At 52.9% G+C, this 25,419-nt stretch carries 21 protein-coding genes and 2 tRNA genes; 11 read left to right on the plus strand and 12 right to left on the minus strand.

The annotated features are described in order from the left end of the window. Window positions 1-2 precede the first annotated feature (2 nt). Both N24_RS12700 and N24_RS12705 read right to left on the minus strand, forming a co-directional pair. Window positions 3-944 (minus strand): ABC transporter permease, encoded by a 942-nt coding sequence (locus N24_RS12700; protein WP_096457763.1) that lies wholly within the window; start codon window positions 942-944, stop codon window positions 3-5. Continuing rightward, the gene (locus tag N24_RS12705) at window positions 945-2,657 is read right to left on the minus strand and encodes a TIGR04028 family ABC transporter substrate-binding protein (protein ID WP_096457766.1); all 1,713 of its coding nucleotides are present in this window, start codon (window positions 2,655-2,657) and stop codon (window positions 945-947) included. 145 nt (window positions 2,658-2,802) lie between these two features. Between N24_RS12705 and N24_RS12710 the strand changes: the two genes are divergently transcribed. The 4 genes from N24_RS12710 (at window position 2,803) to N24_RS12725 (ending at window position 8,897) form a co-directional block, all read left to right on the plus strand. Beyond that, window positions 2,803-4,746: an FAD/NAD(P)-binding protein gene (locus N24_RS12710; RefSeq protein ID WP_096457769.1), complete on the plus strand. Its 1,944-nt coding sequence runs from the start codon at window positions 2,803-2,805 to the stop codon at window positions 4,744-4,746. A 47-nt stretch (window positions 4,747-4,793) separates the two neighbouring features. Then, window positions 4,794-6,164: an aspartate aminotransferase family protein gene (locus N24_RS12715; protein WP_096457772.1), complete on the plus strand. Its 1,371-nt coding sequence runs from the start codon at window positions 4,794-4,796 to the stop codon at window positions 6,162-6,164. A gap of 167 nt (window positions 6,165-6,331) precedes the next feature. After that, window positions 6,332-7,975, plus strand: coding sequence for an HNH endonuclease signature motif containing protein (locus tag N24_RS12720; protein WP_096457775.1), 1,644 nt, complete (start codon window positions 6,332-6,334; stop codon window positions 7,973-7,975). Window positions 7,976-8,183: 208 nt separating this feature from the next. Beyond that, entirely contained in the window at window positions 8,184-8,897 is a 714-nt protein-coding gene (locus N24_RS12725; RefSeq protein ID WP_096457778.1) for a DedA family protein, read from the plus strand. Window positions 8,898-8,909: 12 nt separating this feature from the next. Here the strand turns inward: N24_RS12725 and N24_RS12730 are convergent, their stop codons facing one another. Beyond that, the gene (locus N24_RS12730) at window positions 8,910-9,620 is read right to left on the minus strand and encodes an SDR family oxidoreductase (RefSeq protein WP_096457781.1); all 711 of its coding nucleotides are present in this window, start codon (window positions 9,618-9,620) and stop codon (window positions 8,910-8,912) included. Between the two features lie 132 nt (window positions 9,621-9,752). Between N24_RS12730 and N24_RS12735 the strand changes: the two genes are divergently transcribed. Then, window positions 9,753-10,493 carry a TetR/AcrR family transcriptional regulator gene (locus N24_RS12735; protein WP_096457784.1) on the plus strand — a complete coding sequence of 247 codons (741 nt, stop codon included), beginning with the start codon at window positions 9,753-9,755 and terminating at the stop codon, window positions 10,491-10,493. Window positions 10,494-10,496: 3 nt separating this feature from the next. Here the strand turns inward: N24_RS12735 and N24_RS12740 are convergent, their stop codons facing one another. Both N24_RS12740 and N24_RS12745 read right to left on the minus strand, forming a co-directional pair. Then, window positions 10,497-11,657: a cystathionine gamma-synthase gene (locus N24_RS12740; protein ID WP_096457787.1), complete on the minus strand. Its 1,161-nt coding sequence runs from the start codon at window positions 11,655-11,657 to the stop codon at window positions 10,497-10,499. A gap of 100 nt (window positions 11,658-11,757) precedes the next feature. Then, window positions 11,758-12,543: an ABC transporter ATP-binding protein gene (locus N24_RS12745; RefSeq protein WP_331713133.1), complete on the minus strand. Its 786-nt coding sequence runs from the start codon at window positions 12,541-12,543 to the stop codon at window positions 11,758-11,760. 60 nt (window positions 12,544-12,603) lie between these two features. Here N24_RS12745 and N24_RS12750 point away from each other — a divergent pair, with 60 nt between their 5' ends. Then, complete coding sequence (locus N24_RS12750; RefSeq protein ID WP_096457793.1) at window positions 12,604-13,587, plus strand: mechanosensitive ion channel family protein; 984 nt, start codon at window positions 12,604-12,606, stop codon at window positions 13,585-13,587. Between the two features lie 17 nt (window positions 13,588-13,604). Then, window positions 13,605-14,006 carry a globin gene (locus N24_RS12755; RefSeq protein WP_096457796.1) on the plus strand — a complete coding sequence of 134 codons (402 nt, stop codon included), beginning with the start codon at window positions 13,605-13,607 and terminating at the stop codon, window positions 14,004-14,006. Here N24_RS12755 and N24_RS12760 read toward each other — a convergent pair. From N24_RS12760 to N24_RS12780, 5 genes are all read right to left on the minus strand, one after another. After that, window positions 14,003-14,632 carry a hypothetical protein gene (locus N24_RS12760; protein WP_096457799.1) on the minus strand — a complete coding sequence of 210 codons (630 nt, stop codon included), beginning with the start codon at window positions 14,630-14,632 and terminating at the stop codon, window positions 14,003-14,005. The genes N24_RS12755 and N24_RS12760 overlap by 4 nt on opposite strands. Further along, complete coding sequence (locus tag N24_RS12765) at window positions 14,632-15,096, minus strand: acyl-CoA thioesterase (RefSeq protein ID WP_096457802.1); 465 nt, start codon at window positions 15,094-15,096, stop codon at window positions 14,632-14,634. The genes N24_RS12760 and N24_RS12765 overlap by 1 nt, the downstream gene beginning before the upstream one ends. Window positions 15,097-15,315: 219 nt before the next feature. After that, window positions 15,316-16,986 (minus strand): energy-dependent translational throttle protein EttA, encoded by a 1,671-nt coding sequence (gene ettA / locus N24_RS12770; RefSeq protein ID WP_096457805.1) that lies wholly within the window; start codon window positions 16,984-16,986, stop codon window positions 15,316-15,318. A 185-nt stretch (window positions 16,987-17,171) separates the two neighbouring features. Next, on the minus strand, window positions 17,172-17,795 hold the full coding sequence (locus tag N24_RS12775) for a single-stranded DNA-binding protein (RefSeq protein WP_096457808.1): 624 nt from the start codon (window positions 17,793-17,795) through the stop codon (window positions 17,172-17,174). A gap of 177 nt (window positions 17,796-17,972) precedes the next feature. Then, entirely contained in the window at window positions 17,973-20,147 is a 2,175-nt protein-coding gene (locus N24_RS12780; protein ID WP_096457811.1) for a cytochrome c oxidase assembly protein, read from the minus strand. 211 nt (window positions 20,148-20,358) lie between these two features. On the opposite strand from N24_RS12780, the gene N24_RS12785 reads away from it, so the two are divergent. The 3 genes from N24_RS12785 to N24_RS12795 all read left to right on the plus strand — a co-directional run bounded on the left by N24_RS12785 (window position 20,359) and on the right by N24_RS12795 (window position 22,304). Next, window positions 20,359-20,435, plus strand: a tRNA-Arg gene (locus N24_RS12785). A gap of 305 nt (window positions 20,436-20,740) precedes the next feature. Then, window positions 20,741-22,156, plus strand: coding sequence for an alkaline phosphatase (locus N24_RS12790; RefSeq protein ID WP_096457814.1), 1,416 nt, complete (start codon window positions 20,741-20,743; stop codon window positions 22,154-22,156). Window positions 22,157-22,231: 75 nt separating this feature from the next. Further along, a tRNA-His gene (locus tag N24_RS12795) sits at window positions 22,232-22,304 on the plus strand. A gap of 151 nt (window positions 22,305-22,455) precedes the next feature. Here the strand turns inward: N24_RS12795 and N24_RS12800 are convergent. Together N24_RS12800 and N24_RS12805 are read right to left on the minus strand one after the other, a co-directional pair. Further along, window positions 22,456-22,725 (minus strand): hypothetical protein, encoded by a 270-nt coding sequence (locus N24_RS12800; protein WP_096457817.1) that lies wholly within the window; start codon window positions 22,723-22,725, stop codon window positions 22,456-22,458. A gap of 182 nt (window positions 22,726-22,907) precedes the next feature. Then, the gene (locus tag N24_RS12805) at window positions 22,908-23,816 is read right to left on the minus strand and encodes a helix-turn-helix domain-containing protein (RefSeq protein WP_231911007.1); all 909 of its coding nucleotides are present in this window, start codon (window positions 23,814-23,816) and stop codon (window positions 22,908-22,910) included. Between the two features lie 141 nt (window positions 23,817-23,957). Between N24_RS12805 and N24_RS12810 the strand changes: the two genes are divergently transcribed. Beyond that, window positions 23,958-25,403: an aldehyde dehydrogenase gene (locus N24_RS12810; protein WP_096457820.1), complete on the plus strand. Its 1,446-nt coding sequence runs from the start codon at window positions 23,958-23,960 to the stop codon at window positions 25,401-25,403. Window positions 25,404-25,419 lie beyond the last annotated feature (16 nt).

A 25,419-nucleotide genomic window follows, 5' to 3' on the forward strand; every position in this document is an offset into this window, starting at 1 on the left:
ATTTATGCCCTTTCTCTGCGACGCAGACGGGCATCGAGGACTGGGTACAACAGATCCACGATGAGGTTGATCAAAACATAAACAGCAGCGGCGATCACGACGATGGCCAGCATCACTGGCATATCGCGGTTGGCCACAGCATTAACAGTCATCTGGCCTAAACCTGCACGGCCGAACACAGCTTCAGTGACCACGGCACCGCCAACAAGTTCACCGAACAAAATACCGGCGATAGTCAGCGTTGGCAGGAGCGCATTGCGCAACACGTTGCGGAAGAAGATCCACATTTCACCTGCACCGCGTGCTCGAACGGCTGCGATGAAAGGTTGTTTTTTTACTTCTTCAATGGAACGAATCAGCACCTGTGCAAGTGGCGCGGTAATCGGAATGGACAACGTGATGGTGGGCAAGATCAACCCTTGCGCCGGGGTGGTGCCAATGACTGGAACCCATCCAAGGCGGAAGGACACGATCTGAATCAACATGATGCCCAACCAGAAGCTTGGAAGGGAGACAAAAAATGGGGGCAATGCTTGGAAGAATCCCTTGATCCAAGCAAAGCGATCCATGGTGGCCAAGATGGAAATAACCAGTGCCAAAATGGCAGCCAAAATAAACGCCAAGATGGCCAACGTGAGGGTGCCAGGCATTGCTTCTGCCAATTGGGTAGCCACAGCGGTACCGGTTTGTACCGAGTAGCCGAAATCTCCAACCAGGAATCCAGTTAGTGTGGTGAAGTACTGGGAAATCAGGGATTCATCGGCACCGTAGGATTCCCGGATTTGTGCGATTTGTTCCGGTGAGAGACCCAGGTCTGGGCTGGAATAACGTGCAGTCACAGCATCGCCAGGAAGGGCAGAAAGCATGATGAATGCGAGAGTAAAAGTGACCAACAAAACCACAATGGCCTGGCCGATTCTGCGCAGGATCTGCGAGGTAGTCATTTAGTCCTCCTCACTGGAATGGTCGATGTATGTTTCATAAAAGCTTGGGCGGCCAATAACCTCGGGGCTAAATCCCTTGACATAAGGCTGCACACCGTAAACCACGGGTTCTTCAAACAGTGGCAACGCATATGCTTGCTCAGTGATGTAGTCCTGTGCGGCGGCAGAGGCTGCTGCGCGGTCGGCTTCATTTGGGCTCGAGGCAATAGCCATGAGGAGTTCTTCCAAATGAGGATCCCCGATATCTGCGGTGTCTCCATCCATGGTCATGTTCAGCAGTTCATTGCGGTTGGTGGAGTACAGCATGGATTTCAAAACGTCATAGTCTGCACGTCCAACCATGGAGTGGCGGACCTGGATTTTGTCTGGGTCTTTAGAGTCAGCGTCCTGTGCTGCTTGATCACCTGGGTTGAGGTTAACTTTGATGCCGATATCACCAAGTTGTTCTTGAACCATGGTCACCACTTCGCGGGAGCGTGGCTGTGGGAGGGCTTCGTTGAAGGTGAGTTCTAAAAGCTCGCCATCTTTGCGGCGCATGCCGTCAGAGTCCACAGTCCAGCCGGCTTCATCTAAAAGTGCGGTGGCTTTATCTAGGTCATAGATGTAGGCATCAACTTGTTCTTTGTAACCAAGCGCATTTTGCCCCAACACTGAGGTAGCTAGTGGGTAGGACTCACTAAACAGCACGCGCATGATCTTCTCGCGGTCGATGGCGTGGATGAGCGCTTGGCGGACTCGAATATCTGACAATTTGTCATTTTTGAAACGGAAGTAAAAGCCGTTGTTCACACCATTGGTGGCGGCAGAAACGATAGAAATGCCTTCATCTTTAAGGTGTGCTTCAACAGGCGCTTCGATTTGGCGGGCAATATCGGCTTGGCCTGCAACGATCGCGCCGATGCGAACAGATTCTTCGCCAGCTAGCACGTAGTTAACGGCATCAAGTTTTGCGCGGCCTTGGTGTTCACGGGCAGGTGGTGCCCAATCGTAATCCTCACGGGCAGTTAACGTGAGGTTGGTGCCCAAAGTTTCATCGGTGATGACAAAAGGGCCGGAGCCGATGATGTTTTTAGCATTGCCAGGCGCAAATTCTTCATTGGCAAAATCCAAAGTGGAATCGGCATAAAGTCCAGCGTTGAATGAGCTGGTGGCCTGAGCGAAACCAGGAGCAGGTTCAGAGAAGTGGAAGCGGACGGTATCCTCATCGATAACTTCGCCGTGGTCATAGTTGGTGATTTGCTCTGAGATGGTCAGGCGTCGATCTTTATCGCCTAGTCCATAAAGGTCAAAGTTTTTCACCACATTTTCAGCGGTCAGCGGGGTGCCGTCGGAGTACGTCACGTCGGTGCGGATGTTGAAGGTGAACTCTGTTGCATCTTCATTAACTTCCGGCAGATCGGTGGCGATCCATGGGCTAAGTTCTAAGGTTTCTGGATCCTGGTAGAGCAAGCGGTCTGCAATGTTGTTGACCACGCTGCCGTTGGGATAAAAACCTGCTGATGGTGGATAAAGGGTGCGGAAGAACTGTGGTTCCAGGTAGGTGAGGGTGTTGTCCTCACCTTGTGCTGGTTGGGCAGTGCATCCAGTAAGCATGGCTAAACCGGCCAGTGTGGCGGCTGCTGCGGTGAGCAACCGGCGGGTTTTCAAGCGTGGTGTGTTCTCGCGTGGTTTGTTCTCGGGAGAGCCGAGACCGTGCCTGTGCTTTTTAAACACTAGGCTTACCTCCAGTGAATATTTAAGTTACTTTACGTGTCAGCTAATTTATGCCCCAGAACTTAACACACTTTTAGACTAAGCGGTACATTGGTTTAGACTAATCTGTCTAAATCGCACCAATAATCACTACGCAGGAGTTTTTGTGAGCACGAACGATAAGCAAGTGGCCATCATCGGCGTAGGCCCCAGGGGCATTTCAGTATTGGAAAGGATTTCAGCAGCTCTCAATACTGTTTCAAGGCCACAACAGGGGCTTACCATTCACCTTGTCGAAGACTCTCAAATGGGCGCGGGCAACGTGTGGCGCACCGATCAAACCAGGACACTGTGTATGAATACGCTCGCTGGTGCGGTGACATTATTCACAGAGCCAGGCTCAACTGTTAGTGCCCCTGTTGTGGAAGGACCACTGCAGTTTGATTGGATCCGACTTCTTCGTGGGGATGAAGATCTAAGCGGCATCCCGGAAAAAGCGATTGAACTGTTTCGAACCTATCCCCCGGCAGCATCTGTAGCTGAGGATTTTAAAGAAGAATTAGCAGCTACTGTTATCCAGTCCAACCCTTCACGTGCTTTGTATGGAGCATATTTACGCTGGGCATTTGATGTTGCATTGCAGTTGTTGCCTGACTGGGTTCAGGTGGAACAGCACCATGCGCGTGCGATTGGTATTCGTGAAGACGGCGACCGCGATGTTATTACCTTAGATAATTCAGAAATGATTTCTGCCGATTCCACGGTGTTGGCGGTCGGTTGGCAAACTCCTGCTTTTAACGCTGAGGAACAATCCATCCTCGCAGCTTTAGAAGAGCACCCTGATCTGGCCTGGGTGAAGCCTGGAAACCCGGTGGAACAAGATGCCAGCCTTATTCCTGCTGGTGAGCAGGTACTTGTGCGTGGTTTAGGCATGGGCTTTTTTGACATCATGGCGCTGACCACAATTAATCGCGGGGGCATTTTCCACGAGGATCCCACCACGCGATCAGGTCTGCGCTATGAGGCTTCCGGTCAAGAACCGCACTTTGTGATTTCCTCCGGACGCGGCTACCCTTACCTGCCCAAATCTGATTACAAATCACTGCCCCCTGGCGCGAAACTAGCGCGTCTTAAGGCTGTGATCTCGGCAATTACTGCACAAAATCGCGGTGTCGCATCCATCAACTACGATACTGAGGTGTGGCCAGCAGTTGCTCGCGACGCCTACGAAGCCTATTACGAAACCCTCAACCGCGTTAGCCCAGAATCGATTCGCACGAGTCTGGATAAAATTGTGGAAGTAATTGATGAGGTGGACGTCGATAAGCTTCCTAAAGCACTCGCTGCGCACACTGATGACGTCTTTAACCTGCATGATTGGGAATTTCCGCTTGCGGGAATTAATGAAAGCGTCGAGGCACTGACCGCGCGCATCGCAGACGGCATGGCGCGCGATATTCGCCATGCCGTCGCGGCGTGGGACAGCCCGCTCAAATCGGCACTCTGGTCCATTTCAGCGTCGCGCAAACCCAGCTCCATCCTGGGCGCGGAAGGCCGCCTCACCTTCGAATCGCGCCGCAACCGCTTCGCTGCCGTCATGGCGATCGGCCAAATGGTCGGCTCCGGACCACCGCTTTTCCGCACCCGCGAACTTCTAGCGCTTGTCGACGCCGGCCTCGCTCACTTCGCCGGCGCCCGCCCCCGGCTCAGCGTTAGCGACGGGAAATGGCAAATCATCTCGCCCACCACCGGCGATACGCCGCTTCAGGCACGAGTGCTTGTCGACGCCTGGATGCACAACCCCGACGTACGTCGCAGCGCCGACCCGCTGGCACTCTCACTAGAAGACGCAGATCGGGTGCGACCATTCAACGACTATTCCATCGACGGCACAGCAGCGCCCACCGGCTCCCCTGAAGTTGATCCCGCCACCCGCCTGCTGGTTCACCCCAATGGAAATCTTGATCCACGCGTCCATCTGATTGGTATCCCCACGTATGGACAACTGCCTGATACCACCATTTCCCCCATGCCTGGAACCAACCCACTCATGCTGCAAGAAACGGACAAAACAGCCGTTCACGTGCTAAAGCAGATCGGGTTGATCTAGGGTGAGGCGAGGAAATAATCTTTTTTATATTTTTGGAGTGAATTGATTTGGCACTAACCGGCTATACCAATATTGATGGCGATTTCGTTGAATTTGGCTCTGCGCAGGCTAAGGAAGAAGAAAAACGGGCATACGATCAAGACCGAGCACACGTTTTCCACTCCTGGTCCGCGCAAGACAAAATCAACCCCAAAGTCTGGGCGGCAGCCGAAGGATCCACGCTCTATGACTTCGATGGCAATGCGTTTGTCGATATGGGATCCCAACTTGTCTCAGCTAACTTAGGCCACAACAATCCACGTCTCGTTGAAGCAATCCAGCGTCAAGCAGCACGATTAACCAACATCAACCCGGCTTTCGGCAACGATGTGCGCTCTGAAGTAGCAGCTCAGATTATTGAGATGACGCGTGGCGATTTCTCCCACGTATTCTTCACCAACGGTGGTGCCGACGCCATCGAGCATTCCATCCGCATGGCGCGCCTACACACCGGACGCAACAAAGTACTTTCCGCATACCGCAGCTACCACGGCGCAACCGGATCCGCCATGATGCTCACCGGCGAACACCGCCGCCTAGGCAACCCCACCACCGACCCAGATATCTACCACTTCTGGGCCCCATTCCTGCACCACTCAGCATTCTTCGCCACCTCGGAAGTAGAAGAATGCGAGCGTGCACTTAAGCACCTAGAAGATGTCATCGCGTTTGAAGGTGCTGGCATGATCGCAGCGATCGTGCTGGAACCCGTCGTTGGATCCTCTGGAATTATCGTGCCACCAGCAGGCTACCTCAACGGTGTACGCGACTTGTGCGACAAACATGGCATCTTGTTTATCGCCGACGAAGTCATGGTTGGATTTGGCCGCACCGGAAAGCTCTTTGCCTACGAACACGCCGGTGAAGATTTCCAACCAGACATGATTACCTTCGCCAAAGGTGTTAACGCAGGTTACGCCCCACTTGGTGGCGTGATCATGACCAAGGGCATCCGCGACACCTTCGGATCCCAGGCCTACTCTGGCGGACTAACCTACTCTGGCCATCCACTCGCCGTTGCTCCTGCCAAAGCCGCGTTGGAGATTTACGCAGAAGGTGAAGTCATTCCTCGAGTAGCAAGACTTGGCTCTGAAGTAATTGAGCCTCGCCTGCGCGAACTGACAAATAGTCTTGGTGTAGTTGCTGATGTTCGCGGTATCGGATTCTTCTGGGCAGTAGAATTCGACGCCGATGCAGACACTGTGGCCGCTGGTGCTGCTGCATTTAAGGAACACGGTGTGTGGCCAATGATTTCCGGTAACCGCTTCCACATTGCACCACCGCTGACCACAACAGAAGAAGAATTGACTGCGCTCCTAGATGCTGTTGAAGCCGCAGCTAAAGCTATCGATCGAACCTTAGCGGGAGCATTGTTCTAAGTTTTTTGCTGGAAGCACCTGTCTTTGATGTGAAGGACAGGTGCTTTTTGGGCGGTTTCCAGTGTTTGAACAAGTGTTTGCATATCACCCTTGCATTCGAACACATGGGCGGGTAGGGTAGGTGATAACAACAAAACGGGGACCCACAGGGAAAGAAGGGGGACACCATGAGCATCAGCACCCACGTCAACGCAATCACCACCGCACTACACGCCATCGATAATCACCTGGCAGCACTACTAGACGCTGACGGTGTCACCCTCGAGCACTACACACCCCTCGAGCCAGACCTTGTAACACTCGAACACGCCATCAACCACCACGCCACCATCGCCGCCCAAACCACAGCACTAGCAGAACGCACCAACGCCGCCCACACCATCGGCTCTACCCACCTCATCGACTACCTCACCACCACCTTCGGCCTATCAAAAAAAGGCGCCCACCACCGCATCACCCTCGCCCACACCCTCTACCCCACCACAGGAAAAACCAGCAGTGACAACGGTGGCAGTGAAAGCAGCTCAGGAGACAACGGCGACTCGGGTGATTCAGGTGATTCCGGGGATTCCGGTGGTGATGACCCCGACCCAGAACCCAACCCAGGGAACACCGGTACAGGCAATGACACTGATGGCAATGACCAGCCCGATGGCGGCTCAGGTGGCTCAGGTACGTCACGTGGCAAGTCGCAGATCAGCGCGGAAAAACACGCCATCATCACCGAAGAACTCACCCACCTCAACCCAAACACCACACCCAGCTACGACCAACTGCGCCACCAAGCACTCACCCACGCCATCTGGCGCACCCCAGAAGACCTACGCACCTGGCTACGCAACCAAATACGCACAGCTAATAACGCCCACCCCGATCCCATCACCGCGATGAGCAAACGCTACCTGGCATTTAGTAAACCCGATGCCAACAACATGGTCCGCATCAGCGGCCTGATCCCTGCTACCACCGCAGCACTAATCGCAGCGAACACCGCACCCTTAACCAAACGCGGCAACCTGGTCGATACCCCACCCGCAGATGATACCCGCAGCCGTGGACAACGCCATGCTGACGCACTGCACCACATCATGGAGATCTACAACCAAGGCATTGTCACCCCAGCACGCGGTGGCACAGCCAGCATCATCATCTCCATGACCACCGATGACATCAACGACATCAACACCACCGACCCCACCAACAGTAATGGTGGTAGCAGCCCACTGAACAAGCTGTACCCCACCAACACCGGGTACTCGTTGAATCTGGCAGAGATCATGAATCTGATCGCTGCGAAATACGACTTCGCTGTGCTGCTTGATGGACCAACCGGGCAAGCGTTGAATGTTAACCGGATGCAACGCTCAGCGAATCTCATGCAGCGAATTGCGTTGTTCGCCTCAGAGTTAGTGTGTAGTGCCCCGCATTGTGATCGCCCGCAGTTAGAGTGCGAGGTTCATCATCTTGACCCGTGGGTTAAAGGTGGGTTGACCAACCTGGTGAACTTAACCCAGCAGTGTTATAACCATCATCCCCGTATTGATGATTCACGCAGTGGGGTCAATGGGAAAGGCTATATGGACCGCGATCCTGATACAGGTCGGGCAGCGCATTATCCTGCGGATGGTTCAGGTCCGGTGTGTAACCGCTCTGCTGCATCAGATAGTTCAGGTGGTGCGTGGGCGAGACGTAAACACCACGGCCAACCACCACACCACCAACCACCACACCACCAACCACCGCCGAACCCGCCTGATCCACCAGGACCACCGGAAGATGTGTCTAGTCCTGCTGTCGATACCCTGTTTTAGCCTGTGCCTGTTACCAGCCGCTGTAGTGTGCCTGGTACCGGGCACACACCCCTGCCCACAGCCCAAGGCACCAGACCCCAGCCACCAACAACCCAGACGTCGACAAGCAAGCCCCTCATGTGGCTCCGACCCTGAATAAACCCCTATTTTTCTAAAAGTCACACTTTGCCATGTAGAAATTCAGCCGATCAAGAGTATTCTGTCGACCATGGTTTTTACTCTCGCGGACTCCGTCTCCCAGGTTGCGCTCGGCCCAGCCTGGCTAGACCCCATGGAGCTTCTTTCCGGCTCCGGCCCATTCGGTGGCTTCATCCTGCCGGCAATGCTCGCCATTGTCTTTATCGAATCAGGTCTACTCTTCCCGCTGCTCCCCGGCGACTCCCTGCTCTTTACTGGTGGCCTGCTGGCTAATCAGGCTGACCCTTTTGCCCCGCTGTGGCTGGTGTTGGTTCTATGCCCAATCGCTGCGATTCTGGGTGATCAGGTCGGCTACTGGATTGGTCATAAATTCCACCCGAGGCTGGTCAATCGTCCTGATGGTCGGATTTTCAAGCAGGAATACCTCAAGCAAACTGAGGAGTTCTTTGAAAAGCACGGCCCCGTGACCATTATTTTGTGCCGTTTCGTGCCGATCGTGCGCACCTACGCGCCGCTGGTCGCTGGCATGGCGGGTATGCGTTACCGCACGTTCATCATCTACAACATCATCGGTGGTATTTTGTGGGGTTCCGGTGTGGTTGCGTTGGGTGCAGCGCTGGGCCAGTTCGACTTTGTTCGGAACAACATTGATCTGATCTTCTTGCTGATTGTCTTTGTTTCGATCGTTCCTGGTTTGGTCGGCATGGCCCGCAAGCTGGCTGATGGCCGCAAGCAGTCCGCAGCTTCTGAACCGTCTGAAACTGTCGCGGCCCCTAAGAATTAATCTTTTAGGTTCTTAGTCTTTTCGGTCCGCCAGCTCGATCCGTGGTCGCACGTCCACGTTGGTGATCTGAGTTGTTTCGCCAGCGTCAATCACAAATCTGATTGCGTTGGCGATTTCTTTTGGCTCAATGTAGATCTCAGGTCGGAAGTCAGTTCCTTGCGAATCCATAAGTCCTCGCAGCATGGGGGTGTCGGTGGGGCCGGGGCTCACGGTGCTGACTCGGATGCCGTTGTTGGCTTCTTCTTTGCGGAAGGCGTCGGCAAGCCCGCGCAGTGCGTGTTTGCTGGCCGCATAAATGGTGTTGCCGGGGTGGGGGCCGTTGCCGGCGCCGGAGTTAATGTAAATCACGCAGCCAGATGCCGCGCGAAGTGCGGGCAGAAGTTGGCGGCTCAGCTCGGCTGGGACGATGACGTTGAGGTCCAGGTGCGCGTGCCACTCAGCCACACTGCCCGCCTCCACGGTCGTATCACGGGCCACCGCCGCAGCATGCACCAGCGTATCCACGCGGTCAAGGTTTTTTAGCTTGTCGACGCCTCCCTTCTCCAACACATCCGTCACGATGTCAGACTCCACCGCTTCTACTCCGTCGATCTCCGCCAGTGTGGCTAGGTGCTCCGGATTTCGTCCCACTGCGTAGACAATATGATCGCGCACGAGGTCTTTGACGATCTCAATTCCCATGCCTCCGGTCGCTCCAGTAACCACTGCAATCCTGTTTTTCATCCTCAACCTTTCGTATGAATTTTCAATGTAAAACCCATAATAGATATTTTGAATAAGGGTTTTAGTTGACATGTCTAGTATTTCACTGAAAACGCTGGTTGTATTGCATAAAAAAGCGTAATCTCAATTAACATGCCTAGTGAAAATATGAAACCAGCCACAACGCCTAATCTATCCTCTAAATCAACCGGTCGTAGGCCAGGTCGCCCCACCCAAAGAATCCTGTCCGTCGAATCCATTGTGGAACGCACCCTCCAAATTGCGGGCCGCGAAGGATTCGGTGCTGTAACCATGAACCGCCTTGCCCGGGATATGGGAGTAACCCCCCGCGCGCTGTATAACCACGTATTGAATCGTCAAGAAATCATCGACCGAGTATGGGTGCGCATCATCAACGATGTCCAGGTACCTGATCTCGATGCCGGTAATTGGCGAGATTCGATCCATACGTTGTGGGGCTCCTTGCGCGACCAATTCCGGAAAACCCCACGAGTACTCCTGGTCGCGCTCGATGAACAAATCACCTCTCAAGGCACTTCCCCGCTGCGCATCGCTGGCTCAGAAAAGTCCCTGAAGTTTTTGACCGACATCGGTTTGAGCATCAAGGAAGCAACCATCATCGGCGAAATGATGATGGCCGATGTCTTCAGCTTCGCCCTAACCTCTGACTACAACTTTGACAACCGCGACGAAGAAGACAAAGCTAGCGTCTTCCACCCAGTCCCAGAGCTTTGGCTAGAGCAAAACCCAGAGGTAGAAGCCCCACTGACCCGTAAAGCAGCTGAAGAGTCCGTCAAAACTTCTGACGAACTCTTCAACCACATGGTGGAGGCACGCATTGCTTATATTGAAAAGCTGCTTGCCGCCAAATAATTGCTAAAGATTATTGAGAGCCTGCTCGACATCTGCGAGCAGATCTTCTATATCTTCAATACCAATGGAGATACGCACCAAGTCACGTGGGACTTCAAGCTGAGATCCCGCAGCTGACTGGTGGGTCATGGTGGCAGGGTGCTCGAGTAGAGATTCCACACCGCCAAGGGATTCAGCCAAACAGATCAACTTGGTGGAGGTACAGAACTTCTTAGCTGCTTCTTCGCCGCCAGCAAAACGCACCGAAATCATGCCACCAAAGCGCTTCATCTGCTTCGCTGCAACTTCGTGGCCAGGGTGATCCTTCAAGCCTGGGTACAAAACGGTGGAAACCTCAGGACGGGAATCTAGGAATTCCGCAACCTTTTCCGCATTGTCGCAGTGGCGATCCATACGCACAGCCAATGTCTTCAAACCACGAGCAGTCAGGTAGGCATCAAAAACAGATGGGATTGGGCCGATGCCGCTTTGCATAAACAGCAGCTCTTCATCCATCTCCTGATCATTGGTGACAACAAGGCCACCGACCACATCGGAGTGACCACCAATGTATTTGGTGGTGGAGTGCAGCACTGCGTGCGCACCCAACTTCAGTGGCTGCTGCAGGTATGGGGATGCAAAGGTGTTGTCCACGACCAGCTTGGCGTCTGTGCCTTCAGTCAGTTTTGCCACTGCCTCAATATCGGTGATACCCAGTGCTGGGTTGGTTGGAGTTTCCACCCAGATCAGCTTGGTGTTCTCCTTAATCGCTGCCTTAACCTCGTCCACAACGGAGGTATCAACCACGGTGTATTCAATGCCCCATGCGGTGAACACGGTGTCGATCAGGCGATAAGTTCCGCCGTAAGCATCATTGCCGAGAACAATATGATCACCTGGCTTGAGCAGCACGCGGAACAAGATGTCCGTTGCAGCCATGCCGGAAGAAAAAGCACGGCCGTATTTTGCACCTTCAAGGGCCGCGACAGTTTGCTCTAATGCCACAATGGTCGGGTTGCCCACACGCGTGTACTCGTAGCCCTTGCGCAGCTCATTTGGAGCATTCTGAGCAAAGGTAGTCGACGCATAAATAGGGGTGTTGATCGAACCATAGTAGTCGTCTGGCTCATACCCAGCGTGAATTGAAGCAGTGGAGAAACCCTGGGTGTTTGGGTCAAAAGACAAGGTAGATCAACTCCTGAACTTAAAATGTTGCGCCCGTAACGGGCCGGCCTTCTGGCAATGATAGACCAAGCTGTTCATTTTTGTGCAAAACGGGGTGAGTTTAATGCAGCCCCTCAAAGGCAAACCACCGACCACGAACTGTCTCCAGCGCAACGGACATGTCATATAACGCACCCAAATTGTCGGGTGTCATGACCTCTTCAACTGTTCCAGCTGCCAGCACACGGGCGTCTTTGATCATCAAGATATTTGTGGTGGAGGCAGCAATTTCTTCGACGTGGTGGGTAATCATCACGGTGGTGAGCTCCGGCATAGAGGCTCGCAGCGTATCGATGACACCCAGCAGAGTTTCACGTCCCGGCAGGTCAAGGCCGGTGGTGGGTTCGTCGAGAAGCAGCAACGCGGGTGAGATGACAAGCGCACGTGCAATTAACGTTCGTGCTTTTTCGCCCTGGCTCATATCTACCCAGAAGCGATCGGCGCGCGAAGCCATACCCACTAGCTCGATCATTTCAGTGCATTTGGCCAGCTGCTCATCAGTGGCAGTCCACCTTGGCAGCACACCGTTAGACGCAGTTAACCCCGACAGCACAATTTCATGGGCAGGCATATTGCTAAATTTTTGTTTCGGATCCACCAGGCCGATTGTTTTGCGCAGCTCGCGGGTATCTACACGGCCGAAACGATGCCCCAAAATATCTACGGTGCCTTCCGAGGGGTACAGCAAGGTGGCTGCAATCTTTAACATGGTGGTTTTACCTGCGCCATTTGGTCCAAGTACGGCCCAATGCGAGCCGGTGGGAATATCAAGGGAGATGTCGTCGAGAAGCAATTTTTCCCCACGCCGGACGGTAACGTTGGACATTGTTAAGGCTAGTTTGGACATGCTGGCCATTTTATGTCTTGAGGTAGAAAATCCTAAGAACCGGTACTACCCTCGTGGCCAATGGTTACCGCTAGTACAAACACAGAAAATCTTGTCCAAGATGTGTCCAGTTGGTGGGATAACCCACTCACTCAGGATTGGCTGATCGATAAGCCAATTTCTATCGCAATCACTTTGGTAGTCGCGTTTTTCGCCCATTGGCTGCTGCGAAAACTCATTACTAAAGCAGTGGAACGTGGTGTGAAAACCCCGCCCAAAGCTGAGATGCCCCGAATTTTTGGCAGGGGAGGTGCCAAAAAGGAAGAAATTCCACCTGAGGTTGTGATCATGCGCAAAACTCAGGAACAACGCAGGCAGGCACGCATTAGAACTTTGGGCGCTGTCGGTAAGTCAGCTGTCGCCATTTTTGTATGGACCTGGGCTGCGCTGACGATTTTGGATAAGCTCGGCCTCAATGTCGCACCGCTGATCGCATCGGCAGGTGTTGCCGGTGTCGCCCTTGGTTTTGGTGCGCAATCGCTGGTCAAAGACTTTCTCAGTGGTATTTTCATGCTCATCGAGGACCAATACGGAGTAGGCGACACCATTGATGTCGGCGACGGCATCATTGGCGACGTGGAAGATATCAGCCTGCGCACCACCACTTTGCGCGATATGGATGGCACGGTGTGGTACGTGCGAAACGGCGAAATTTTGCGCGTGGGCAATTTCTCAAATGAATACGCCATCGCACGATTTGAGGTTCCCGTTGGTCTATCCAACGACAGCGAACGCGCATGGGAAGTCATTGAACAGTCCTTCTTAGATGCCGTAAAGCAAGACGCCATCAAAGACGCCGTGATCGAAGTACCAAAAATGAAAGGTATCTCCGCTTTCGAACCAGACCACATGACCTTCCGCGGTGTGGTGAAAACTCTGCCTGGCTATCAGTGGGAAGTTCAACGCTACGTGTATGCCCGCGTGCTTTCCGATATGCAGCGAGAAGGAATCACCACCCCATACCCTCACGGCATGGGAGCAGTGGTTAAACAGGCAGACAGCTAAGGCCTAGACTAGGGGGTATGACCACCCCAGAAAATTTCTATGACTCTGTGGGCGGTGAGGAAACGTTTTCCCTCATCGTCCACCGTTTTTATGAGCAAGTCCCCAACGATGATATTTTGGGACCCATGTATCCGCCAGATGATTTCGAAGGTGCGGAACAGCGCTTAAAAATGTTCCTCATGCAGTATTGGGGCGGCCCGAAAGACTATCAGGAACAACGCGGACATCCCCGCCTACGCATGCGGCATGCCCACTACCCCATCGGGGTAACTGCGGCGGAACGCTGGCTGGAACTTATGTCCAATGCACTCGATGGTGTGGAATTAACCCCCGAGCAGCGCGAAGCTATTTGGGAACATATGCTGCGCGCAGCCGACATGTTGATTAATTCCAACCCAGACCCGCACACACAGGATTAGAAAACGCTAAGACCCAAACCTGAAGAATGATAAACGCTGCCATATGGGGCATCCACGCGGGTCCACCGGCCATTGACTGACACCCGCAGATGCCTAGGAACATCATTCGGCGCCTCAAAGCCGGGGATCAAACCAAGCGAGGTGCAGGTAAACACCGTGCGCATAGGGATTCCGGCCTTCTTGCCGTTACCTTCGGCGGAAATAACTTCCTGGTCCATCAACGATGCCGGTGGACCCAGCGGGCCGGAAAATTGTCGAGCCAACGCCTGGCCCTGATCAGCCAAGGTGCGCACCACGTGGGTGGGGAGTTCGTCGACAAGCGTAAAGCCGGTGGCCGGCGGCAAGGAGCCAGGCCAGCTGGCGTCGCGGGAGGTGCCGACCTCTTCCCTATTTTCGGTGAGTGCCTGCAACAAATCCTTCGCGCCCACCGCAGCGCCATCCCGACCAGCCACGCCAAACACCCGGCGCGACGCCGTCACATTAAACGGCGTAGTAACAAAAACATCAACGATCTCAGGGGTCAGCTGACGAAAACGTGCACTGGCCAAATCATCCAAACCAACTGCACGTGCAATAAGCGCCTGCAAACCGCGGGCGCCAGAGCTAATAGAAAGTGTCTCCACCACTACTTTTCAAGTGCTTCCTGCGACTGCACCTCATCGGTTGCAACCGCTGTCAAAACCTTACGCTCCACCTTGCTGATCGAGCGAGGCGCAGCAGTTTGAATATTGACCGCCACCTGCACGCAATCAACCACGCAGCACACGCGACCATTGCGGTCCTTGACTTCCTGGCGAGTGCTAAACGACGTGTTACCCAGCTTGGTTACCTGCGTTTCCACCACAGCCTTTGTGGTATCAGGCAAAATTGCGCGCAAATAATCAACCTCAAGGTGGCGGACGAAAACGGCAGGGATTTCATAACCGCGCTCACGGAACTGATCCTCTGCGAAAGTCAGGCGAGCTTCCTGAGCGATCTCGATGAACGCCGCATTGTTGACGTGCCCAAAACGATCAAAATCCGACCAACGCAGATCCACCTCCGTGACATGGAGGTTGCTTTGGGAGTTGTCTTCATTGTTGGCTGCCATGGGGGTTGCCTAGCCTCTTTCTTTGTTACTGTCTGTTTGCTCACTGCTGCAAAACAAGCGTCTCGGAAGCATTCTACCGATACAACAAAGCTGAGCACATTTAGCGATTTTAACCTGGAGTTTCTTCCCCTTTAAAGCTGCTTCGTGGCAGGAGAACACCAAATAAAAAACCTGCTGCTCTCATTGTGAAAAATAAGAACAGCAGGTTTTCTAAAATTTTTAGCGAGTCAGCTTGCGGTGAGTGACACGAGAAGGACGTGCGGCATCGGCACCGAGGCGCTCAACCTTGTTCTTCTCGTAGTCTTCGAAGTTGCCTTCAAACCAGTACCACTGGCCTTCTGCAATGTTGCCTTCCCACGCAAGGATGTGGGTACAGGTGCGGTCCAGGAACCAACGGTCGTGGGAAATAACCACTGCACAGCCAGGGAAGTTCTGGAGCGCGTTTTCCAAAGAACCGAGGGTTTCCACATCGAGGTCGTTTGTAGGCTCATCGAGCAGGATCAGGTTTCCGCCCTGCTTCAAGGTCAGTGCCAGGTTGAGGCGGTTGCGCTCACCACCGGACAAAACCTTGGATGGCTTTTGCTGATCTGCACCCTTGAAGCCGAACGCAGATAGGTATGCACGTGATGGCATTTCGTTCTGGCCAACAATGATGTAGTCCAGTCCGTCGGAAACGACTTCCCATACGGTCTTTTCTGGATCAATGTTTTCACGGCCCTGATCCACGTAGGACAGCTGGACGGTATCGCCGATTTCGACCTTGCCTGCATCTGGCTGCTCAAGGCCAACGATGGTCTTGAACAAGGTGGACTTACCCACACCGTTTGGTCCAATGACACCGACGATGCCGTTACGAGGCAAGGTGAAGGAAAGATCCTTGATCAGCACGCGGCCGTCGAAGCCCTTCTCCAGGTCCTTGACCTCCACGACCTTGTTGCCCAGGCGTGGTGGGGTTGGGATCTGGATTTCTTCGAAGTCGAGTTTGCGGTACTTCTCAGCTTCCGCAACCATCTCGTCGTAACGCTGCAGACGAGCCTTGTTTTTAGCCTGGCGGGCCTTTGCACCGGAACGAACCCAAGCGAGCTCATCCTTCAGACGCTTTTGCAGCTTCTGGTCCTTCTTGCCAGCAACTTCAAGACGCTCGGCCTTCTTCTCCAGGTAAGTGGAGTAGTTGCCTTCATAAGGGTGCAGCTGGCCACGGTCAACTTCACAGATCCACTGTGCGACGTGATCGAGGAAGTAACGATCGTGTGTGACGGCAAGGACAGCGCCCTTGTAGTCAGCCAGGTGCTTCTCCAGCCACAACACTGACTCAGCGTCGAGGTGGTTAGTAGGCTCATCAAGAAGCAGAAGATCAGGCTCTGAAAGCAGCAGCTTAGCCAGGGCAACGCGGCGACGCTCACCACCAGAAAGGTGGGTTACTGGCTCATCTCCTGGAGGGCAGCGCAGTGCATCCAGTGCCTGCTCGATCTTGGAATCAATCTCCCACGCATCAGCTGCGTCGAGAGCTTCCTGGAGAACGCCCATTTCTTCCATGAGCTCATCGGTGTAGTTGGTTGCCATTTCTTCTGCAATGGCTTCAAAACGCTGCTTCTTTTCGAAGATCTCTCCAAGACCCTCTTCAACGTTTTGGCGAACCGTCTTTTCTTCGTTTAGCGGTGGTTCCTGCAGCAGGATGCCCACGGTTGCGCCTGGATCCAGGAATGCTTCACCGTTGGAAGGCTGATCCAACCCTGCCATGATCTTCAGAATTGAAGATTTACCGGCACCGTTGGGTCCGACGACACCAATCTTGGCGCCTGGGTAGAAGGACATGTAGACATTGTCCAAGATGACTTTGTCACCGATTGCCTTACGCACGTTCTTCATCGTGTAGATGAACTCGCCCAATGTAACCCCTTTTAAATGCGTATTTGCGTTTAAGTACTCAGCAGACAAGATTACATGAGCAACGCCAATTTAGGGACCTTACGCAGGCTAGAACGTCCTTAGAGCAATTCACGAATACAGATAGGAGGAGCAGGAAATCATTCCCCTGCCGCCTCCCCTGCTGTCTCTACTGGAAAATTCAGGCACTAAAACGGTGCGTCTTCGTCTGTTTTTTGTGAGGCCCCTCTTGAGGCACCTCCTGAGGCACCTACCATGGCAAGCTCTTTCTCCTTTTCTGGTTCCTTGTTCTCCTCCTTGTTCTCCGCCTCTGAAGAAGATTCCGTCACCTCCGCAGTTTCCGCCTTTGCTTTAAGTTTTGCATCTACATTTGGATAATGTTCAAAATCAGCGTTGGGGATTTCCACGCCCTCCGGAACATTTTGTACGTTGGGGCGGGTCTCTTGAAATCCCACGATGTAGTGATTCATATCAATGCCGATTGATGTGGCACGCATCCTGATTTCTTGGCGTTTTTCTACCTTGTCAGAATTGGGATCCGAAGATTGGACTTCCCATTCGTTGGTGTACAGAAAGCCTTGGACGATGACAGCAACGCCAGGTTTGAGTGAAATATGGGAATTTATGCCGAGTCTGCCCCAGGCTTCGACGTTGATAAAAACTTTGTCCACGTTATGCCATTTGTCGCCTTGTCGGTACGACCTGGAGCTTGCCACACGGATCCTTAAGACCCCATCGAGTTTGTCTTTTCTGTCGACATATACGGAATCACTAACGATGCGTCCAGCGATGGTTACGGGTGTGTTGATCATTTTCTTTTCCTTTTCTTGCTTGTCCGGGAAGTGCTTTCACCAGGCAGTCTGGCAGTGATCAACGGTTGCGTAAAGCGCGAAAAAGCCCGCCTGTGGATAACTTGCGCCCTGACCAATTAGGCGAGCGAGTTATCCACAGCGGGCGGGCTTAAGGGGTGCGGGAAGGCGTCGAAAAGCTTATGCTTTTGGCCCGGAGTCTGCAGGCCCTGGATCTTTAGGCTCGAACGTTTCCTGGTAGTAATCGCCGTGCAAGTCGTGCCCTTCATTCATGCGGGCAAGCATTTTGTTGTATTCCTCTGCGTCGGCGTAACCAGTGGCTTCGGCTTGGGCTTCGTATTTTTTCTCCACGATTCTTTCCTCACGGAACCAACCACGGAAGAGGTAACCAAAGACAATAATCAGCGGGAATGAACCCGACGCCCATGCGATTCCGCCACCAACAAGCTGGTCATAGGCCAGATCAACGTCCCATGGCAGGTTGAGCTTGCTGTAGAAATCTTCTGCCAAAATCACTTGCAGTTGCATGAGGTATACGCCGAAGAAGAGGTGGAACGGCATCGAGAAGGTCAGCCACGCAAGGCGGGAAACGTGTGTGCGCTCCTCCGGTTTGGGGTCTGGGCCAATCATTTCCCAGTAGTAAAGGTAGCCGGAAATCACGAACACAAAGTTCATGATCAGGTGTCCGGCGTGCTCAGAGACCATGATGTCGTACAGCGGGGTCAGATACAGCGCGTAGAAAATGATGATGAACTGAATGGTGTTTACCGCTGGGTGCATGATGAACTTCAGCAACGGATTATCTGTCAGCACCGCTGCCCATTCATGTAGGCCTGGGCGTCCAGCTTCACCGGGCGATGTGGCTTCCATGATCAACGTCAGTGGCGCGCCAAGCACCAAAAATACGGGGATGACCATGGACAACAGCATGTGCGCGACCATATGCATGGAAAACGTCGCCGGCATATTCATGCCGATGCCGGAAGAAACGGTGACCACCAGGGTGGCACAGCCCAGCATCCACCAGAAGGTGCGCAGGTGGTTCCACTTTTTTGCTTGTCGACGCAACCCCACAAGGCCACAGATATAGAACGCCACTAACAAAATGCCGATTGTGCCCAGCATTAAATCAAAGCGCCACATGGTAAACACGTTGAATAAGGTTGGTTCTTTTTCCAAGGAATAGCCCATTTCCAACGCCATAACAGATAAATCTTGAAGTTCTGGCGTCGGTGGCGGAGTACGGCCCATGGAAATCGCAATGCCGGTCACCGCTGCCATCGCGATCACCTCAACAATGGCAACGCGTGTAAATAACGCCGAATCTTTCGGGTTTTTCTCAAGCTTTGGGATGGTCAGAGTGCGGTGCGCCAGGCCAAACATGCCAACGACAACAACGCCGATGGCTTTAGCAAGAACCAGCAGGCCGTAAGTGGTGGTAAACAAATCAGAAAAATCCATACGCAACAACGCATTAACAATTCCTGAGATCGCCATACCGATCACGGCATAGGTGGCAACTATGGAATACCGCTTAACTGCAATATCAGTATTTGGGCCGATCCTGCGAGCATGCGCAATCAACGCCATCAAACCGCCCACCCACAACAACATCAGCACCAAGTGCCACAACAGTGAGTTGGTTCCATAATCATGATCGCCACCTGCAGCCGAGTGCCCCTCTAGCCCGAGTGGCACTGTCATCACAATCGCACCGGCAAACAACAATGGCTGCGACATCCATGAACGACAAAACAGTCCCGCTATTCCAGTTATAAACGCAAAACCAGCTACCCAGGCCCACGCTTTTGCCAGCGCAATTTGCTCAAAAGCAACCGCTATATTCTGAGGCTTTAATGCGTCGGTAAACGGTTGCCCCGAAAGATCAGACATCACCAACGGGATCATCACAAGCGCCACAAGCCCAAAACAAATAGCAGCAAAAGAACCAGTTCGAGCAGCAATCAACCCATCGACTGACAAGTACGAACGGTTGAGGTACGTGGCCGGCGTAGCACCATCCTCAGCGCTTCGTTTTATCTCCCGCGGACTAATAAAAAACGTCGTTGCCATAAAACTACCCACAGACAATGCAGCAACAATCCAGCCGACTGCACGCAGAAACGGCAAACCTGCAGTAGTGACAGGACCTGGATCAGGAATACCCAAAGCTGCCAGGGACTCAGAAAGGAAACCCCACGCCAAAATAGCTCCGACTAAACCAGCCACAAAAGCAAACAACACATAAAAAGGCCAAGTGATTTTAACCTTGCTGCTTTTCGCTTGTGACGCTTGTGATTGTGACGCTGGAGAAGTTACTCCACCAGAATTCTCGGCAACGACCTGCTCATCCATGCCCCCTAATCTAACCTCCCTACCTTAAAGTTCCCTAGTTGAGTGATCCCGGTAATAGCCGAACACGGGTGTACGGTAAAGTTCCAATCCGAAGCATATTTGTGGGACTTCACACAATTGAGCATTTCTTGTCAATTGTTGGGGTTTCTATATAAAGTGTTTCGAGGAGCTTTTCGCACTGCATTCGCTGTTGCTGAATAAGTTTCTTTTCGCCTCCATAGCTCAGTGGATTAGAGCAACCGGCTTCTACCCGGTTGGTCGCGGGTTCGAATCCTGCTGGGGGCACCAAAATAAGCCCCTGACCTCGCATAATGCGATAAAGGTCAGGGGCTTTAATGCTTTGCATATAGCTTTCTGCACACTTTCTGCACACTTTCTGCACACTTTCGCGCAGGAAGCCCAATAAGTCTTCAAGAGTTAACCTCAAAGTATCCAAGACTTAACTTATTTCTCTTATCTTATGAATTGACCGAGTGAAATCTCGGAAAATCTCGTGGTTTTCATACCAAGCTTGCTTCATTTTTACCCCCCTTTCCAATGAAGCCCTGTGAAGCCCTGAATTCCACAGTCGAACTTAAATAAGGAAATAACAGATGTCTTTTAAGCGTCGTTCGCTTGCAATTACTTGCGCAATCACCTCAAGCATTGTTCTCGCTGGAGTTTCCGGCACTGCCGCAGCTTCGTCCTCCTACGTTTCCGGCTCCTCAGGACTGTTTTCCTCGTCTTCCGATGCTGCACCTGCGCCTCAGAATGCGCCAAAGAACATCATCTACATGATCGGTGACGGCATGGGCTTCAACCACGTCGCAGCAACCAACCTGTATGAGACCGGCCAGACCAAGTACCAGGTTGCTGGTGAGCCAGGAGCTGTTGCCCCAGTAGAAGGCGGCGCACCTGTTCAGGCTTATGAGAGCGCTGAGTGGACTCAGCTTTCACAGTCCACCTACCAGGATGGAAACTCTTATGATCCTGAGCGCGCATGGGCTGACCACAACTACGTCAACGAGAACTTCACTGACTCCGCAGCTGCAGGAACCGCAATGGCTACCGGTGTGAAAACCACCAACGGCATGATCGGTGTGAACTCCGCAAATGAGACTCTAAAGAACACTTCTGAGTACGCGATTGAAAAGGGTAAGGCTGCTGGTGTTGTTTCATCGGTGCCGTTCAACCACGCAACCCCTGCTGCTTGGGCTGCTCACAATGCCAACCGCAATGATCTCCACGCAATGGCAGATGAGATGATCGGCAGTGACCTGAACGTCATCATGGGCGCTGGCCACCCATTCTTCGACAACAACGGTAACCCAATCACCGAAGCTGATGAAGACTACATGCAGGCTTCCCAGTACGAGCGCCTAGCAAATGGTGAAACTGACTTCACCTTCATCGAAGAGGACGCTGACTTTGAAGCTTTGGCTAACGGCCAGGTTGAAAGCAACAAGTACTTCGGACTCGCCCAGGTCGAAGATACACTTCAGCACGACCGCGACGGCGAATCTGTTACTCCTTACGATGTCCCTCAAAACGATGTCGTTGACCTTGCCACCATGTCCAAGGCTGCGCTAAACGTTCTTAACCAGGACGAAGACGGCTTCCACGTCATGATTGAGGGCGGCGCCATCGACTGGGCAGGCCACGCAAACGACATTGCCCGTGACATCGAAGAAGTTCAAGCGTTCAACTCTGCTGTAGAAACCGTCATCCAGTGGGTCGAAGAAAACTCTTCCTGGGATGAAACCCTCGTGATTGTCACCGCCGACCACGAGACCGGCTACATGACCGGCCCAGACGATAACCCAAACTGGTCCGCAATGACCGGCGCTGCAGGAATCGTGCCAAACCACGGCTGGCACTCCGGCAACCACACCAACCAGCTAGTTCCAATTTTCGTTCGTGGCGCAGGAGTCTCTGATATCGTCGCTGCCGCTGATGAGGTCGATCCAGTTCGTGGCAACTACATCGACAACGTTGAGATCGCTAACCTCACCCTCAACAAGTGGTGGTAATACCCACTTGACCAGCCGTTTTGATTAAAGCAGTGCGGTGCATTAACATAATCCGTGCTGCTTAACGCGGTAATGGTGGCTGTAGTTCAGCTGGTAGAGCACCAGGTTGTGATCCTGGGTGTCGCGGGTTCGAGCCCCGTCAGCCACCCCTAATAAAACCCCCTGGCTTTGGGTAACAAAGTCAGGGGGTTCTTTTGCTTTTCGACGCCTCCCGCCGCGCAACCGGTTAAGGAACGCTGATCATCTTGTTCGAAGCGCCCGTCACGGTTCCTCCTGAATCTTCACTACTGATTGGCCGTTCATGTATCCAGTGGCGTCAAAACAGCAATCTTCCAGTCATCGCCAGTACGGACGAGCTGGTACATTTTCCGCTCAACCGGTGCTCCGCCGTGGTGATTCCAGGTGACATCAGCCCAGATACTATGTCTAGTTGCTGCGACTACCTCCACGACTGCCTCGGCGACCGTGACTCCTTCATACTGGCCGAAAGCGCCAGCAAAGAACTCTTCGGTCTGGTTGGAATCGGTTACTGCGATAGCGTGTTCAGGGAATTCGATCAGCGCAGGCACCGCGTAATACTCGGATATCGCCTTTGCGTCTCGATTGAGTAGGTCACGGGTGTATCCGTCAAAAAAAACTTGCGGGCAATGTTGTACTCACTCATAGGTCCGACGTTACGCCCAAATCTTAACGCAACGGCAAATCTCAAAAATTTTGCTTTTCGACGCACCCCTCCACCCCACATGCGTCGTCAAGCAGCGCCTTTAAGGTGATCCCGCCGAAAGACAGCTGGCGGAACTCCATACTTTGCGCGAAACAGCCGTGTTAGATGCGCTTGGCTTGAAATGCCGTGGCGCATGCCGATGGCTAAAACTGTGAGGTTTTTGAGTCGAGGATCCTGAAGATCTCGGTGTACTTCCTCTAAACGCAGGTTCCGTATTAATTCCGCTACTCCGTATTCTTCCCCTTCAAATAATCTATGAAGGGTCCTAACAGAAAGTCGATGCGCTCGAGCAACGGTAGCGACCGAAAGTTGTGCAGAGCCCAGGTTGTCTCGGATATAGGAGTAAATGGCAACGCGGAGTGCTTCATCCGGTGCATATGGGGTGGCTTTTTCGTAGACAAGACCTGCGAGCAGATCAATCGCGGCATGACCTAAAAATTGTGAAGATTCCTGACCCTGGATTCCATCATGTATCGAAGTTTCAATTAATTGGGTAAGCACCGCACCGGCACCAGGGGTCGGGAAGTGTTGGCGGAATGCATTGTTTAAGGTCCGGTTCGGAAGCGACAGTTGTTCTCGCGCCACTGTCATGACTGCACAATTCCACTGCCCTTCAAAATGGAGTTGGTATGGAACCGCCGTATCGTAAATGGCTATTTCCCCTGGTCTAAGTTGTATATCTGCTTCACCATTTCGGCTTAACACCATGGTCCCTGATTGCAGTGCGCATACTTTTACGGGGGCGCTTTCAGCGTGTGCAATTGCTGATGTTGTTCGAAGCAGCGACTGCGGGTTGCCCGCTATGTGGAATGTTGCCACTTCACCAATTAATGCCTGGCTTAGATCTCCTTGGGCACTTTTATCAGCCGCCCTTAAATCAAGCCCAAATACCGATTCCATTTGTATCGTCCACTGGGCAGATTCAGCTTCATCCATTTTCCACTGCCCTCCAATCGAAGCTTCATGGCGTAAATCGTCAAAAACTCAGGCACATTCAGTCAAACAACAAGTGATTCCAAACACAATAATAGGTCATGTGTTAAGTGTCGCCCATTGTAAGTGTGAAAGGTAGTCTCCATGAATCTTGTCTACGACAAGTTCTTTATCGGTGGTAAGTGGATAGCTCCGGCGAGCGATCAAGTCATCACGCCTATTAATCCCAGTACAGAGCAAACTATCGGGCAAGTACCTGATGCTGTAGAAGCTGATATTGATAACGCAGTCTCAGCTGCACGAACTGCTTTCGATGATCCAAGTGTGTGGTCTGGGTGGGAACCAACAGAACGCGCCAAAGTCATGCACAAGCTTGCCGATGAAATCGATGCTCGAGCTGCAGATTTCCAAACTCGTGTGAGCTCACAAAACGGCATGCCTGTGTCTGTGGCTGCTCAACTAGAAACTGGATACCCCAGTGCAATTCTGAGGTATTACGCCGACCTTGTCAGCACAACATCATTCTCAGAAATCCGGCCAGGCATGTTCGGCGGTGAGATTGAGGTTCGTCGACAAGCAATCGGCGTGGTGGCGGCAATTGTGCCGTGGAATTTCCCCCAAGCATTGACCATGTTTAAACTCGCGCCAGCATTGGCCACTGGCTGCACCATTGTGATCAAGCCGTCTCCAGAAACTGTGTTGGATGCATACCTTCTGGCTGAAGCCGTGGAAGCTGCCGGCGTACCTGACGGTGTAGTCAACATCGTTCCCGGCGGACGTGAGCCTGGCGCCTATTTGGTTGCTCACCCGCAGGTCAACAAGGTGGCTTTTACTGGTTCGACAGCTGCTGGACAAAAAATCGGCGAGGTATGTGGACGTTTGCTGCGCCCGGCAACCTTGGAGCTTGGTGGTAAATCGGCAGCCATTGTGCTTGATGATGCTGATCTGGATCTCGCCAAAATCGGAGAAGGTCTATTCACTTCTACCCTGCTTAATAACGGGCAGACCTGTTTCCTTGGAACCCGAATTCTTGCCCCACTGTCACGGTATAAGGAAGTCGTCGACGCATTTACTGCTTTTGCTGGCAGCCTGCAAGTTGGGCCTGTGTCCTCCCCTGAGACTCAAATCGGCCCAATGGCAACTGCCCGTCAGCGTGAGCGTGTGGAATCCTACATTTCTCAAGGAAAATCCTCCGGTGCTCGCATCACAGTTGGTGGCAGCCGCCCTCAGGATCTTGACGCTGGATTCTTCATCGAACCAACAGTATTTGCAGATGTAGACAACACCGCAAAAATAGCTCAAGAAGAAATCTTCGGCCCCGTACTCTCTGTCATTTCTTACAAAGACGATGAGCACGCCATCCAATTAGCCAACAATTCCGATTTCGGCCTCGGAGGAACCGTGTGGACTAGTGATCCAGAGAGAGGCGCCGCATTGGCGCGCCGGGTGCAGACCGGAACAATTGGCATTAACCGCTACATCCCCGATCCAGCCGCGCCATTTGGCGGTGTGAAAAACAGCGGCCTTGGCAGAGAATTAGGCCCTGAAGGCTTGGCGGCGTACCAAGAAACCCAAACCATCTACCTGTAGCCCAAACTACATCCAT

Origin of the sequence: Corynebacterium suranareeae (assembly GCF_002355155.1) — a bacterium.
GTDB lineage: Bacteria > Actinomycetota > Actinomycetes > Mycobacteriales > Mycobacteriaceae > Corynebacterium > Corynebacterium suranareeae.